12 protein-coding genes and 1 pseudogene are annotated in these 15,002 nt (G+C 36.8%); 7 read left to right on the top strand and 6 right to left on the bottom strand.

Annotated elements, in window-relative coordinates; all coding sequences use genetic code 11:
• Positions 1-256: 256 nt before the first annotated feature.
• On the bottom strand, positions 257-5,485 hold the full coding sequence (locus ACFILH_RS06990; protein WP_375667569.1) for a Vomp family autotransporter: 5,229 nt from the start codon (positions 5,483-5,485) through the stop codon (positions 257-259).
• Between the two features lie 963 nt (positions 5,486-6,448).
• Entirely contained in the window at positions 6,449-6,955 is a 507-nt protein-coding gene (locus tag ACFILH_RS06985) for a helix-turn-helix domain-containing protein (RefSeq protein WP_273790298.1), read from the bottom strand.
• Between the two features lie 147 nt (positions 6,956-7,102).
• On the opposite strand from ACFILH_RS06985, the gene ACFILH_RS06980 reads away from it, so the two are divergent.
• The 3 genes from ACFILH_RS06980 to ACFILH_RS06970 all read left to right on the top strand — a co-directional run bounded on the left by ACFILH_RS06980 (position 7,103) and on the right by ACFILH_RS06970 (position 8,168).
• Entirely contained in the window at positions 7,103-7,345 is a 243-nt protein-coding gene (locus ACFILH_RS06980; protein WP_375667567.1) for a hypothetical protein, read from the top strand.
• Between the two features lie 104 nt (positions 7,346-7,449).
• Positions 7,450-7,896 carry a hypothetical protein gene (locus tag ACFILH_RS06975; protein WP_375630477.1) on the top strand — a complete coding sequence of 149 codons (447 nt, stop codon included), beginning with the start codon at positions 7,450-7,452 and terminating at the stop codon, positions 7,894-7,896.
• A 2-nt stretch (positions 7,897-7,898) separates the two neighbouring features.
• The gene (locus ACFILH_RS06970; RefSeq protein ID WP_012754562.1) at positions 7,899-8,168 is read left to right on the top strand and encodes a hypothetical protein; all 270 of its coding nucleotides are present in this window, start codon (positions 7,899-7,901) and stop codon (positions 8,166-8,168) included.
• Positions 8,169-8,487: 319 nt separating this feature from the next.
• On the opposite strand, the gene ACFILH_RS06965 is transcribed toward ACFILH_RS06970, so the two are convergent.
• From ACFILH_RS06965 to ACFILH_RS06950, 4 genes and pseudogenes are all read right to left on the bottom strand, one after another.
• Positions 8,488-9,699 (bottom strand): MFS transporter, encoded by a 1,212-nt coding sequence (locus tag ACFILH_RS06965; RefSeq protein WP_273790295.1) that lies wholly within the window; start codon positions 9,697-9,699, stop codon positions 8,488-8,490.
• Between the two features lie 594 nt (positions 9,700-10,293).
• Positions 10,294-10,569, bottom strand: a pseudogene (locus ACFILH_RS06960) (dTMP kinase); the annotation flags it as partial.
• Complete coding sequence (locus ACFILH_RS06955) at positions 10,560-10,718, bottom strand: hypothetical protein (RefSeq protein WP_375667565.1); 159 nt, start codon at positions 10,716-10,718, stop codon at positions 10,560-10,562. The pseudogene ACFILH_RS06960 and the gene ACFILH_RS06955, both read right to left, overlap by 10 nt.
• A gap of 15 nt (positions 10,719-10,733) precedes the next feature.
• A complete protein-coding gene (locus ACFILH_RS06950) occupies positions 10,734-10,949 on the bottom strand; it encodes a hypothetical protein (protein ID WP_375667564.1) in 216 nt (71 codons plus the stop codon).
• 1,091 nt (positions 10,950-12,040) lie between these two features.
• Here ACFILH_RS06950 and ACFILH_RS06945 point away from each other — a divergent pair.
• The 4 genes from ACFILH_RS06945 to ACFILH_RS06930 all read left to right on the top strand — a co-directional run bounded on the left by ACFILH_RS06945 (position 12,041) and on the right by ACFILH_RS06930 (position 14,917).
• Positions 12,041-13,231, top strand: coding sequence for a hypothetical protein (locus ACFILH_RS06945; RefSeq protein WP_375630723.1), 1,191 nt, complete (start codon positions 12,041-12,043; stop codon positions 13,229-13,231).
• Positions 13,228-14,433 (top strand): ATP-grasp domain-containing protein, encoded by a 1,206-nt coding sequence (locus ACFILH_RS06940; protein WP_375667562.1) that lies wholly within the window; start codon positions 13,228-13,230, stop codon positions 14,431-14,433. Before ACFILH_RS06945 ends, ACFILH_RS06940 begins: the two co-directional genes overlap by 4 nt.
• Positions 14,434-14,598: 165 nt before the next feature.
• Positions 14,599-14,805: a YqcI/YcgG family protein gene (locus ACFILH_RS06935; protein ID WP_375660154.1), complete on the top strand. Its 207-nt coding sequence runs from the start codon at positions 14,599-14,601 to the stop codon at positions 14,803-14,805.
• A 64-nt stretch (positions 14,806-14,869) separates the two neighbouring features.
• Complete coding sequence (locus ACFILH_RS06930) at positions 14,870-14,917, top strand: hypothetical protein (protein WP_375664925.1); 48 nt, start codon at positions 14,870-14,872, stop codon at positions 14,915-14,917.
• Positions 14,918-15,002 lie beyond the last annotated feature (85 nt).

The raw sequence follows: 15,002 nt of genomic DNA, 5'->3' as shown, positions 1-15,002 counted from the left end.
TTTCTATCTGTAAAGCGCTACAGATTTTTCAGATTTAAGAAAATAATGAACTTATAATTTATGAAAAACTTATTATCTTATTTTGAAATAAGAGGTTCATTTTGTTGAAAGTGTATAGGTTTTTTCTGTTTTTTAAACCTGTATTTGTCGTTATAGCGCTTATCAATTTATATATAATTTTTACATACGTAACAACAATTCACCCCTGCCTCATGAGACAGGGGTGAAAAGGAATTTTTATGTATTTTGTTTATTATCAGTTCAATGTCATATTGAATCCCGCACCTACACCCCAGTGACCTCCAGAAGTTGTTGCGGATATGTTAGAGCGGTATTTTCCATTTTCTGAGGTGTAACCTGCACCAAAGGCAAATGCAGATTGACTACGCCATAAACCAGTACCAAATCCAACGCTTAATTTTCCAGGTGTATCATTGTAGCGTAAGTTAGACACCGCAAGACCAATAGCCGCTGCTTGTCTTGCCTCTTTTTTCACACTCTCAATACTGTAGTTTAAAACGTTAAACTTCATATCTGTATATTGTTTAGACTGATCAACAGCATCATCAATCGCATCAATCACAATATTATTAACCCGTTGATCTGTGTAGTGCTTGGATTCATCAAGAATAATCTTCATCTGTTCTTTAGTATAGTCATGGAGTTGACCACCATTTACAGCTTCTTTTGATCCCTTCTCAATTTTACCATCAGCTACATTATCAATCAAAACAGGTTCACTGGCATCACCACCCGCTAATGTGATTTTATTGGTCTTTTTGCCGTTTTCATCTCTGTCATAACGAACAGCGTCCTCAGCAATATCGTTAACTTTGTTTTCAATATTGAAAACCGTTTCACCAATATCCGTAACCGTAGTGGAAATATTGTCGACTCTGTTGGTAAGATGCTTAACATCTTTTTCAACACCCGTGACACGTTCATTGGTTTCCCAAAGTTGTCCACCATTAACCGCATCTTTCGAACCTTCTACAATTTTACCATCAGCTACATTGATAATTTTACTCGGCTTGCCATCACGATTAGCATCATAGGCTTTTTCTTTATCGTTCCACTTTAAAGCATCTGTATCGACCTTGTTGATGACATCATCAATACGGTTGTTAATATTTGACATCCCATTATTAATATCACCAAAAGCATCAGCGACATTATGGTGCTCTTTCTCAACAGTCGTACCATCAGCATTGACTTGAACAATCTTAAAAGTAGGATTTGTCCATTTGCCATTCTCATATTTAGCACCGCCACCGAAATAATTAGCAAGCTGGTTATTCATGGAATAAAGTTGGTTGCCCGTAATGGCATCTGTTGAACCTTGAGCAATCTCACCATCCAAAAGATACTTCAATTTGCTCTTTGTTTTCTGCCCATCTTTTTCATGACGTGCCACAAATGCTTCTTCATCATCATCCCACAGTAAAGCATCTTTAGAGAAATCTTCAATTTTCTGATTAAACTCATTGGATACATTCGTTAAGCGTTGATTCACATCTTGAACATTTTTATCAAGACCTGTTAAAGCTGAACCAACGTCATAAAAGTTAGCCTTCCCTACCTCACCACCTACAATAGCCGATAAAGTATATTTCAGCCCTTCAAAAGCACCGTTAATGAACTTTGCACCACCACCAAAAAACTTTGCAATATCTGCTGATATTTTATTAATCTGACTACCATTGATTGCATCATGAGAATCTTGAGAAAGGCTGCCATCTTTTACGTTATGAAGAGCAACTGGCCCATTACTCTTATTGCCACCCAAAGTTACACTACCGTAATTAACGCTATCATCGCCATTCTTATCGTAGAGAACAGCAGCAGCACTTGCTGTCTCAATATCTTTCGTAATATCCTTTATGCTTTTATCAAGTTGGTCTTTGTTAACAGCTTCATCGCCCTTTTCTGCTGCCTTAACACCAGAAATGGAACGTGCGACCTTACCATATCCTGCAATATTGATCTCAGTACCAGCTGTATCCTTACCAATAGTGATAGAAGCAGAAACTCCGTCTTGCTTAACAAGACTATTTTTTACCACATCGGAAATCTTATTATCAATATTTGTGATAGAAGTATTGACAGCAGTAAATGCATCCGTAACATTACGATGTGTCTGCCCCTGAATAAGGAAAGTTGGTTCTATACCTTCGAGTACATCTGTACTACCCCCAAAATATTTCGATGTATTTTCAGCAACTTTTGATAGATTACCAGTAACAGTTGTAACCTTCTTATTCGTAGCAAAAAGCTGTGAACCATTTACCGCTTGCGTTGATGTTTGAGAAAGTTCTCCATCTTTCACACCGGAAAGTGTTCTTTCTTGATTATCTTTATTTACAAGGCTAATTTCAGTACCACCGGTTGCTTTACCCACAGTAATAAGACCATCTTCTCCTTCCTGTTTTACAAGGCTATTTTCTGTCACATTATTAATCTGATTATAAATATCTGTGATAGAATTATCGACACCTTCAAAAGCATCAGCAACATTATGATGCTTTTTCTCAACAATAGTACCATCCTCATTACGCTGAGAAATTTTGAAAGTAGGCTTGCTCCACTCTCCATCCTTATAGCTAGCTCCACCGCCAAAATAATTAGCAATCTGACTACCCACTGAATGAAGCTGGGAACCATTTATTGCATCAGTGGAGTCTTCATTAATGTCACCATTCAAAAGGTAAGTAATCTTACTTTCTGTTTTTTCTCCATTTGGTCCATGCAGTGCAACAAATGCTTGCTCTTTTTCGCTCCAAAGCAAAGCATCTTTAGAGAAATCATCAAATTTCTGATTAAACTCATTAGTAACATGCGTCAAACGACTATTTACATTTTTGACATTCACATCAAGCCCTGTCAACGCTGAGCCAACATCAGTATACACCATCTGCACTACCTTACCATCTGCAGAAACTGTAGATAAATTATACTTTGGACCTACAAAGACGCCATTTTCAAATGCTGCATTCCCACCAAAGAAATTCGCAATATCTCCAGATATCTGATTAATCTGGCTACCATTTATTGCTTCTGTTGAATCTTCAGAAATTGCACCATTTTTGACGCTTGTAATGATCCGCCCTCCATCAGTACCTGCGATATCAATTTTCGTACCACTTTTTTCCTTACCAATGGTGATAAGTTTCTGCACTTCATCCCATTTAACAAGACTATTTCCTGCTATTTCATTTTTTATTTTGTTCAATTGTGCAACATTCACTGCATCGGTCTCTAAAGTTCCCTCTTCCACCCCTTTAATTTGTTTATTACCAGCATAAATACCCCCAGTAGTCATATTAGGACCACCAGTAATCACGAAGCCATCATCGCTTACATTCGCCTTACCTGCTATTACACGTTTAACTCTGACAATATCATTCAAATCAAACTTTACAGTATTGTCACCGTTTTTGGTAATTTTGATATTCTTACTTTCTTCATTACCATCCTCTGCATTAACACCTACAAACTTTACTGTACTCTCTGCCCCAATATCTGTAGGCTCTTCATCTTCAACAGCAAGTTTCCAACCCGTTTTAATTCCCGCTGTAAAGTCTTTTAACTGCTTATAATTTACAGCATCGGTATCGTCTTCCCCTGCCGCTACTCCTTTAATCGTTTTATCACCAGCATGAATGCCCTTAACAGTTATGCTCGGCCCATCACCACCTTCAAACCCAAAGCCAACAGCACTCATAATGCTTTCTCCTGCTGTGACACTCATTACTTTAATATTATCAGCTAGATCAAATGTGACATTGTGATCATTATCTTTTGTAATCTTAATATTCTTTCTATCTTCATCTCCAGCTGCTTGGAAATTTACTGTGCCATTTGGTCCAATAGCTGTAGCATCTCCACCGTTAACAGCAAGCTGCCAACTCGTTTTGGTTGCCTCTTGTACAGCTTTCAGCTGTTTATAATTTACAGCATCGGTATCTTCAGTCCCCTCTGCTACATTTGTGATCTTTTGCTTGGCTGCATCAATACCATCCACAGTTATATTTGGACCATTATCATTAATAAAAAAGCCATCCACAGTCATGCGCGAACCATCTTTACCATTAACAAAAAAGCCATCATCACTCATCGTGCTTTGGCCTGTGGTGACTTTTGTAAGTGTGAGAGTATCACTTAAAGTAAATTCAATTTTATGCTTAGTGCCTTCAGTGTTTTTTGCAATCTTTAAGTTGTCTTTTCCTTCGTCTTTTTTACTTTTCACTGAAAAATCTATTGTACTTCCTGGATTCACGTCTATAGGATCGGTATCGTTAGCAGAAAGTTTCCAGCCCCCTCCCCCTGCTATAACTTCTCTCATAGCTTTTAGCTGTGCTACGTTTACCGCATCAGTGTCTGCACTCCCCGCTGCAACTCCTGTAATTTGTCGTGTTAGTTTACCCTTATCCCTGCCACCAACTTCACCAACACTAAAAGCCCCTGCAGTGCTTTTCCATGCCATACCGTCTTCTGTCGAGTTATCATTTAAGGCAGGATCATAACCAAAAGTCCCCTTTTCTCTATCAGAAAGAGAACCTCCACCTATAGCAACACCATCATAAACAGTTACTTGTGCATTTGCACCAATAGCAACAGAATCTTCCGCTTCAGCATATGTGTGCGTACCTATAGCAATCGCATTTTCAGCTTTCGCTATTACTCTTCTTTCAGGATTAGCGGTCTCAGTTCTATCAGAGAGTCTGCTCCCTATTGCAATAGAACCTGAAGCTTGAGCTTCAGCCTCTGAGCCTATAGCAATCGCATAATTCTTTTCTGCCCTTACCTTTGTCCCCATAGCAACGCTATTTTTACCTAATGCAGTTGCAAGCCCACCAATAGCAACCGTAGATTCCCCCGACGCTTCTGATCCCACACCTATAGCAACACTTGCTTTTCCAGCCGCAAGTGCAGAAACACCAAAGGCTTGCGCACCCCCTGCCTTTGCTGTCGCACCTGCACCAAAAACGGTTGAATAATTACCCGTTGCAGCAGATCCACAACCGGTAGCAAAAGAATAAACACCATAAGCCTCAGGCATAGCACTAATAGTGCCACTCGTTAGGGCTCCCATATAACCACCACGAGGGGTTGTCCAACTATTACCACCCCAAGTGACCTTTTCAGTAGTTGTGCCATAAGGATTACGATCACCAAATTTTTGATCAGTGATAAATCTGTTATATTGGACTTCTGCAGTTATTCGTTGAGTAACTGACGCTTGTTGTTTGCCGCCACGCCCAATAACGTTATCTACACCACAGTAGTCATCATCACCAGATAGAACAACACTGCCATGACTACCATGTGCATATGAAACATCACCAAGATTCGAACTATTAATAGTCGCTCCTCTTATAGCAAGATTGGCAGCAAAAACAGGAGAAACACTCGATAAGAGTGTCGCCATTACCGTACTAAGAGAGACAACTTTAATTAAATTTGGTGTGGAATATTTTTTTTTCATAAGAACCTCCTCCAACAGAGTTCAACATCATTACAATGTGCGAAAACACACACGGCAAAACCCTTGTTTGCGCACTTCAAAAACCAATAAATCAAGACAAAACTCTCCCCCTACGATACCGCTATCTTTACGGCATCGCCCTAAAATCTCTGCAACAACATCAAATCTAGAAAAGTCCCCAACCCTTTTAGCTAGAGGGATTCAAGCTAAAAAATCAATAAAAACACAAGACTTTGAAAATATACCGTAATCTCCATTTAAAAATACTGCGATTTATCTCTTAACAAAATAGTTTCACTAAAGAGCAATTCTACTTTTCAAATAAAGCGCATCAGCAAAATGGCAAGAGTGTAAAAAATAATTTTTTATAAATTTGTAAAAATACTTCTCAATAAAATAGCTGTTCTTATAAACACAAATTTATGATTTTTTTAACTTATAGCACAATGTAATAGATAACGATTATCATGATAATCTCACTCTTTGTTGCGAGATAATCTGTTTCAATATATAATGCATATCTTTGAAAGAAATCTTTCTTAATATAATGATGCACGACGTGCTCATCTTGTCCTCTTCATAAAAAGACAAAAGTGCTATAAATGATCTTTCGTTCTTCTCGCGTATATGTCTGTTACCCTTCTATAGGAACAAAACATCGTCATTGTATTTTCACTGTTGTCAGTATCTTTTCCCTCAACCAACAAATATTTCAGGAATGACACTATATTAGCTTCTTTTTGAATCAATTTTGTTTGTATTGCTACCCGTCGTTCTTTTTATGAACTGCTTTATTTTTAATCAGAACAATATATTGATTTATAATGATAGCTTCTCGTTTTTCAGGTTGAATAAAAGACTCGAAGATCGTGAGATTTTCACATTCCAAACTTGGTTATACAGCAGAAAATCAAAAAAGTTTTATTTTTTTAAAAGGCTGTTCATTCGTATCTTATGAAATTTCTAGATATGCTTTTCAGTTTCGATTTTACGCTTTAAATGTAATTTTAAAAGTGGCAAAGTGGCTTCGACTTCTTCCATATCATTGAGGTTTTGAATAAGCTCTTGCAATCTTCCATAAAGCTCTGCTGCTAATTCCGCAACATCTTCAGGAGAAAGATCTATTTTTGCATCATGATAGGTCGTATAAACTAAATGTCCCAGCTTTTTCATCAGCCCAGCAGGTATCGCTTGCGGTTTAAAACCAGCTGCTTTTGCCTTTGCCATATCTGAAAACATCTCGCCATTGCCCGTCACAAGCCAATCTAAGGAAATACCACAAATTTCTTGATATTTGGAGAGCGCAGAGGCTGTAGGCTCACTTATACCAGTTTCATAAGTTCCTACAGAGCCAGCAGTGATACCAAGATGTGCAGCAAACTGCTTACGCTCTGTAAAACCAAGAGCGTGACGCACTTCACGAAAACGTTTTGCCAACTCAGTTTTAGGTTTTGCTTCCGGACGAGCCAAAAAACACTCCAAAATCAATATAATTGTTGACTAAATAATTATATTGATTTATATCTATTATTACTGCTCCTTAAAAAGAGCAGTTATCACATACATAACCCCACAAAAACAGATGTTGCAGCATCCGTTTAAGCAGGAGCGAAAATTATGACAATTACACAAAAAATGCAATCGCCGTGGTATTTTACTGAACTGCGCCCCTGTAATATAACCTTGGAAAAACTCAAGCCTATCCGAGGCTATTTTCCAGAGTCAAAAACATTTGGACACAGCCCAATGAAAAAGCTAAATGCGCCACTGCCAACTCTATCAGTTTGCATGCCAAGCCAATTCTTGCCAACTGCTTTCTCACAAGTCACAGTCATATTCTTCCAAAAGCAAAAAGCCTAATACGATTCTCTTCATTCCATGCTGTGCAATATACCACTGAAATCTTATTACAAAAATATGCAAATTCATTTCCCATAGGTTTTTATAAGGTAAAAAGTTTATCAATGTCTAAAAATCAATATAAAATAGGCAAAATAATTGGTATTCTACAAAAAATGAGATTATCACTCGTTATTAAAAAGTTAGACGTTTACAAACCCTGTTTGCTTATTTTATATATTAATGACACTGAGTTAGCTGTAATTGGCAATAGAGATTTCAGGGTGTTTGGTTTATCGTCAGAATACTCTTCCTCTACGCACATTAAAAGCCTTTTGGCAGTGTATTTTAAATGCTATAAGTTCTATAGTAAACACATTGCCATCCATATTTACAATTGGGCGCTTCAAAAACTTGGAGTAATAAAATCTTTAATAGGCATTGATTTAAAAGCGCGTATTTTGCAGAAAATTGACAAAACCATGAGGTTCGTATACATGGCAATTTTAAGTGATGATAGTGGAGTGATACTTAAAAAAGCTGCATGGAAACCCGCAACGTTGAGGAATTAAGCATGACCTCTTTATGCGATAAAGAATTATCTGATACACTGGTTGGTCTTTATGACGACTATCAACGCGGTTTCGACATTGGAGAAGAGCTTAAATTGTGCGTGGATTTGGCGTTATCTCTTGAATTGGAACTCAGTATTCATCGTTTAAGTGAAACAGATGCTGTTTTAAAAAAAGAGATTGTGCAAACCTTGCATCGTCGTAGAAATACCCATTCCAATGAAGATGAAATTGATACAATTTTTCATATGGATTTTGAAAAACAAAAATAATACAATACTCTCCCCATATGATACGATATTACCTCATTGCTTTACTTTCTACTACGCTTAAACAAAAAACTCTCAAGAAGATTTAAAGTGTTACGTTTTCGTCTTCTTAACAACAGTGAGATGAATTAAAGAAACGCATCAATTCTTTTAGATCATTATCAAAAAATAGAGAGTATTCTCTAGTATACATCAATTTATGCTTTGTTCATTAAGCACCAACTTTTACATTTTCTCAACTCTCCTTTAAAAGCAAAATATGAAATGTGCTGCAGCGTAAATGTTTATAAAATAGCGTATATTGACCACTCTTAAACGTAATTTATTGTTTTTCATGTCTATAAAACAGCACTATGAGTATTCCAACAAACGCAACAATGCTTTGAAAAAAATATATCGATTGAGGTGATATGCTACTGTTATCGCTTGCCATAATGAGGTAGACTCCGAGGATCAAGCATCCAGAGATACCATTAAAACTTGCCTGCAATCTTCCTTGGTATTCAGGATCACAAGAGAGTTGTGATAAAGAAATCGAAAGAGCCCAACTCGAAAGTCCAAATCCAATCATAAAGTAAACAGGAAAAACAACAAAATTGTGTGTATTAACAGATAGAATAGCGAGGCCAATAGCCATAAAAGCTAATAAAATGGCTAATGTTTTCCTGATAGATAAAACTTTACAAAGAAGTGGTGAAAAAAACGCACCTGTCAATACGCCCATAGAATAAAGCACCTCAAATATTGCAAAGATACTGCTATCTGCATGTAAAACCTCTTGTATATAAGGAACGAGAATAACAGGAATGGTCATCAAAAGAGTCATAATAATCATCTGGCTTATATAAGGTACAAAAAGAGCCGGATTCTGTTTAAAATAATGAAGGGATGCTGTATAATTTTCCCACCAATTTTGCTGGTTTTGATTTTTAGATCTTCGGTTTTTAGGTACCTTCATTGCAAAATTAAATAAACCAGCAATGATAAAGAATATACCACCTATTAGAAGAGTTCCTTTTGTTCCTGCATAGGACAGTATAAATCCACTTAAGCCCATACCTACGATAGTGCCAAGTTCATAAACCATATCGATGGTCGCATTTGCATTGATGAGCTGTTCCTTCAGCACAATACTTTGAATTAAAGAAATAGCTGATGGCATATAAAAAGGGATAAAAATACCCAAAAGAGCAGATAAGACCATCAATTCAATTTCTATACCAAAATGCCAAAGCATTACCCAGCTTACAATTACCAAACCTCTCACAAGATTTGAAATAATAATCTGCGTTTTACGATTATATTTATCTGCCAATATGCCAAAAATAGGCGCAAAAATAATGCCAGGCGTCCAAAGAAAAAGCATCATCAACGCTACACCACGGATTGAGCCCGTCTGATTGTAAGCGAGCCATGACAATGTAATATAATTTAGTCCACTTCCAAATGTAGCAAATAAGCCGCTCAAAGTAAAATAGAGAAAAGTTCTATTTTCAAATAAAGCAATGCGTTCCTTCAAATTTGAAGTGAACATAAATTATCCTCTAAAATGAATACCAGTCGATATGCATGATACATCCTGTTTAAAAACAGGCATTCTTACAATTTTCATTTTAGATCATTAAATTTAAGAAAGCAAAATTTCTTTTTTGAGGCTTTTACAATCTTTGTGCTGTTTTATGATTAATTCTTCTATGAAAACGGAACATTTATGGACAAAAACAAAATTAATATTTTATGTGCGTTTTATTCAGAAGCTACACCTTTATACATATGTGAAACAATTTTACGGTATGGAAGCTTCACTCACATTATTGTCCTTATTATTCCGTGCACTAAAATATGCTCGAGTATATTCCTCCATGTCGTTCTTCTATCACCACACTTCGTCTCTAAAAGAATAAACATACTATTATCCTCACAATAAATATTGCTAACTTTTCTACTCCCCTTCTCTAAATCTTTTAAAACAAGCTCATTACAGTTAGTTTTTTAATTAAAATATATAACGTGATATTTTTCCTGAACAGTTAAATTATTGCAATCATATCTCTAAAGTTTCAGATTTAGAGTACGAATACATAAAGGAGGATCTATCGTGGATAAATTGATTAATAAATGATTTTATTCATAATAAAAAACAAACTTCATCTATATGATGTCGTATTTGATGATGAATTAAAGAAACAGAAGCAGTTCCATCAATTGTTATAAACCGCTCATCTATTTCTGATAAAACTTTGTATACTTTGTAAACTTTTTCAATAAAAGAGAGTTTTTCTTCGTATTTTAAGTTTAAACCATCCCTTTTCTGCAACCGCTCTAGTATAGTAGTGGGCGGTAAATGAAGATAAAATGTAATATGAGGTCTTGGAATAGATTGATTTAATTTAACTACACTTTCAACAGAAAGTCTCGAGCATAAAAATAAGCAAGACTAGAATAAACATATCGATCGCTAATTAATAAATTTTGCGATGACGTGAAGTAAGGTTCAATAATTTCAAGCGTATGTTTGCGTCTATCTGTCGCTGATAAGAGTGCTAAAAGCAACGGATCAATTGCTTTTCAATTATCTAAGTAATCTCTAATTTCTGGATTATTTCTATACCAATAACTGGGTTGAAAAGTTTTTATTATATGTTTTTCTGTTGAGTAATGGCGAGCAATTTCTTTTGTTTGTGTTGTCTTTCCACTCCCTTCAAACCCGCATAAGACAATCAAAGAACCAGAAAATTTCTTTGGAGACCCCATGGAATTATAAACTTTTTTATCAAGATACATTTTGTCTATATACTTTCCATAAGTTAAATTGTTTTATGTCTGAAATCTCTTAATGTTTAATAAGGTGTTTTTTAACTCGTCTCTAAATAAAAAAACACAATACTCCCGCATTTTGTATAACTTTATGATAAATGGCGGTATATAGACTTAGTTTTAAGATAAGGTTATATTTTAGACAACTTAAAATGAGATTAAGTATTTGTAAAAAATATATTTTTTTGTTCACACTCCATAACCTGCCATTTTTTAACGAATTCTAGTAGAGTTTCTGAGGATTACTCCTATAGCGTCGTGTAAGTGTATAGAAATGAGTTCGATCTCAGTATATTATTGTCCCTTAAGAGCTGCTACTAGATTGCGCTCCATAGGAAGCTAATAAAATCAACTCTATCTTTTCTCAAACCACTGCCCTCGCAAGCATTTGATATCCGATCCCGTCAAAAAGCAGCAGAGCAATTCTTGGAAAACATCGCTGAGATATTGAAATATGCCTTGCAAAAGCGTTTGAATCAAATGTTTCACTATATTTTTCGGTATATTCATAAACTGAAATTAAGAATATTATAATAAGCCTTCAAATAACGACAATGTCCAAATCAGCCGTAACAAAGCCTCCTAAAACTGAACCAATAATACCTCTCTATCAGACAGACTACTATGTAAAGGCTTTAATACAATACCTTAGCGCTAATGCCATAAATGTTTCTGATAGATAACGAAGTTTATTGTCACAACAACATCTAACAACGGTCAATAGAAAAACCTCAACCTTGAGTATAAATAAAATCAACTTGAAAGCGCAAAATATATCTCTAGGACATAGTTATATTCGTTATCTGGCTTTCTCCCCTTATTGGCAAGCCTCCCGCAACAGACGCAGTAAAAATACCAGCCTCTATCGCTATTCATTCTCCTGAATAATAAGCTATCACTACCATAAACATCAGCGTTCAAATTTTCCCTACCAAAAAACTTGACATGCGCAGTAATATGTGTGTGTATTTATTATTTGTAAACATGTGTGCTGATTTATAATACTGTGTGTTTTTAAGAGATTCTGAAATGGGGGGGATAATGTGCACAAACAACGGATGTTTCGGTTTTATGGGCTTGTTGTCCTGCTGTATCTTTCTGATATGGTTTTATTTTTAAGTAATCTTTGGAATGCTTATCGCATAACATCCTCATCGGTTTTCCTAGGCGTAACCATGGCTTTGGGCACCCTTATGCCCTATCTTTTGAAAAAAAGCGGTCTTGTGCACATTAAAGCCTCACTGCGGTTGGTCGATTTATACAAAAGGCGAATCATTATCTATAGCCTTCTTTTATTGATTGCACTTTTCCATTACGCTGATTCCCCCTTTGGTTTTATCGCTGTCTCTATCTCTATCGGCTATCTCTCTTTGATTACCTTAAGCACTCTCGAGACTTATAATACTAAACTAGCACTTAGTGGTTATATTAGCGCCCAAAAGGCTTCCCGCATTATGCAAACAGTGGTGCAAATTGGCGCATTTTTGGGAGCAGCACTGAGTGGTTATCTCTTAGAAGCGACCAGCCCTCGAGGGGCAGCAGCTGAAATCGGTTATAATGGTTTGATTGTGACACTTTGTGTGTTTGACATCATTATAAGCCTTATAGCCGGATATATTATCTTTTGCGATGAATATAACGCCACAGATACCACAACACTTGAAACTGGTAAGAAGCCAGCGCCTACACCGCAAGCGGATGAGCTCTCCCGTGAACTTAAACTTTTATGCGTCTGCATAGGACTTATTGGCTTTCATATTTGCGCTTATAATACGCTGGCAACTATTCTTTTTCAGAGTGTGAAAAATTTTGGTTCTGAATATTATGGGCTTTGCAGTGCGGTTGCGGGCGTGGGCGCTTTTTTAGCTGCTTTTATCAAAATCCCTCGTTTTGAATTTATTCTCCCAGCCCTTATGTTGAGCATGGCTGATCTTATTTTTAGCACCACACAATCACCCTATTTGGCTGTGGTCTTTTGCTTTTTTATTGGCTTTTCAATGAATACCATGCGAATTAATGCCCGCAAACATACGATTGAAGCAACCAAAACAGAGGCTCAAGCAGAGCTGGTGGGAAGCTATAGCGGTATGCTTTATACTCTCTCCCAATCGGCAGGTTATGTCATTCTTGGTCTTCTTACAAGCTCTGCCCTTATGGGTCCTCAAGCAGCTGTTTATCTTCTGCCCCTTATAGGGCTAATAATCTTTATTTATGTTCTTTTCCTTTTATCACAGCGGAACAAAGTATGAGAAAACCTATTCTTATTGTCGACCCTTTCTCCACGGGTGCCCTCTATGGCCCTGCTTTGCAAAAATTAGGCTATGCTTGTTATGGTGTTGTCTCTCAAGCAGCTCCTTTTTCACACTTTATGCTTTCTTATCAGGGAAAGGGCATGGCAGAAGCGAAGCTTCATAGTGTAGATGAGATAAAGAAACGCTTTCCTATCGGCACGATAGAGGCTGTAATAGCGGGTGCCGAAAGAGGTATCTATTGTGCAGAGCAATTGGCGGCTTATTATGGTTGTCTTGGGAATAACCCCTTGACTACCGATTGGCGACGGAAAAAAGCAGCGATGCAAAAACGCCTTTGTGAAAATGGTTTATCTTACATCCGATCAAAGATTCTTACAAAAAACGATTGTACTCTCGATGGTTTTGAAAGCCACAGCGGCTATGTGGTAAAGCCAAATGATTCTGCAGGGAGTGATGGTGTTTTGTTTTTCTCTAATCTTGAGGAAGTAGTAACGTGGACCTCTGAAATCGACTGGAAGAAAAAAAATATTTTTGGCGCACCTAACGAGGCTTATTTGCTCCAAGAAAGATTGGAGGGAGAGGAATACATCGTCGACGCCGTTGTAAATGGAGAGGCTATAAAGGTATGTGCTTTATCGCGATATAAAAAAGGTATTCATAATGGAAGTGCTTTTGTTTATGAATCGCTTGATGTGCTTGATGCTCAAGATCCCTCTTATGCCCCTCTTATCTCTTATGCAAAACAATGCATTCGCGCACTGGGGATTGAATATGGACCTGCGCATATGGAAATCATGCAAACAGCTCGTGGTCCAGTGATGATCGAAGTAGGAGCCCGCCTCCACGGAGGAATTGCACCCACCTTGTTCGCGCATTGCTATGAAGATGGTTTACTTGAAAGCTCCGTTAACCTTATTGCAGGCGTGTTTTCGCAAACCCCAAGTCGCTTTAAGAAAAAAGGGCGTATTATCTTCCTTATCAACGAGATCGACGGTCATATTATAAAAGATGTTAACGTATGGCGGCAAAAGCTTCATTCTTGGGAAAATGTGGTTCATTTTACGCTCTTTTTTAAAGAAAACGAGCCCCTCCCCCTAACCATCGATTTAAATACCTGCCCAGCTATTATAGCAATTTGGGGACACAGTGATGATGAATTATCAGCTTTGGAGAGGATCATTCGTAGCAATTTCTTATAAAATACAGCAATTGGGAAGAAAAAATGGATTCAGAAGCGCAAATAATTGAAAATATAGACAAATATTAAAAATGGGAGCAAGTCATTTTTAAAGAATTCAATGCAACCATGAATAACACAATTAGGCCTTTTCTGCCTATTCAGTGTAAATGGATACTCAAAAAATATGCTTAGATTTGGGTTCTACAACAAGCTGACTTCAAAAAATATAATGGAAGACCTGATAACTTATTGCGATAATTATAAAAGTTTTGGAAAGAACACATCTTTTGTTGCATTCGAGGAGCCTGCCCCCATACAAAGTATCGAATTTTATAGAGAAAAATTCTGGTCTACACTTAAAAATTTGCGAGCTTTTGACAACCGAGAGTGACCTAAGCATATACAAAAAAAATATGTACAATCATCTATGAGAGTTCTGCTTTCATGGCGAACCTATGTTTATAGCTTGCAATACCCCATCCCATATAAACAGAATTAAGTAAGTTCTATATTTATGTTAACTTTCCAGCCTAGGTGGGTTTTTTCTGATCTGCTCGATACAGAACAAAATGTATTCTCGTTGTAGGA

Source organism: Bartonella sp. CL435QHHD (assembly GCF_042195095.1).
GTDB lineage: Bacteria > Pseudomonadota > Alphaproteobacteria > Rhizobiales > Rhizobiaceae > Bartonella.
The sequence above is the reverse complement of the archived record's forward strand: the minus strand, read 5'-3'. Positions and strand labels throughout refer to the sequence as shown.

Excerpts from the sequence above, each read along its gene's own strand:
- ACFILH_RS06940 (WP_375667562.1), top strand. The coding sequence starts at position 13,228 with ATGAGAAAACCTATTCTTATTGTCGACCCTTTCTCCACGGGTGCCCTC.
- ACFILH_RS06970 (WP_012754562.1), top strand. The coding sequence starts at position 7,899 with ATGACCTCTTTATGCGATAAAGAATTATCTGATACACTGGTTGGTCTT.
- ACFILH_RS06935 (WP_375660154.1), top strand. The coding sequence starts at position 14,599 with ATGCTTAGATTTGGGTTCTACAACAAGCTGACTTCAAAAAATATAATG.
- ACFILH_RS06950 (WP_375667564.1), bottom strand. The coding sequence starts at position 10,949 with ATGTATCTTGATAAAAAAGTTTATAATTCCATGGGGTCTCCAAAGAAA.
- ACFILH_RS06990 (WP_375667569.1), bottom strand. The coding sequence starts at position 5,485 with ATGAAAAAAAAATATTCCACACCAAATTTAATTAAAGTTGTCTCTCTT.
- ACFILH_RS06980 (WP_375667567.1), top strand. The coding sequence starts at position 7,103 with ATGACAATTACACAAAAAATGCAATCGCCGTGGTATTTTACTGAACTG.
- ACFILH_RS06965 (WP_273790295.1), bottom strand. The coding sequence starts at position 9,699 with ATGTTCACTTCAAATTTGAAGGAACGCATTGCTTTATTTGAAAATAGA.
- ACFILH_RS06975 (WP_375630477.1), top strand. The coding sequence starts at position 7,450 with ATGTCTAAAAATCAATATAAAATAGGCAAAATAATTGGTATTCTACAA.
- ACFILH_RS06945 (WP_375630723.1), top strand. The coding sequence starts at position 12,041 with ATGTTTCGGTTTTATGGGCTTGTTGTCCTGCTGTATCTTTCTGATATG.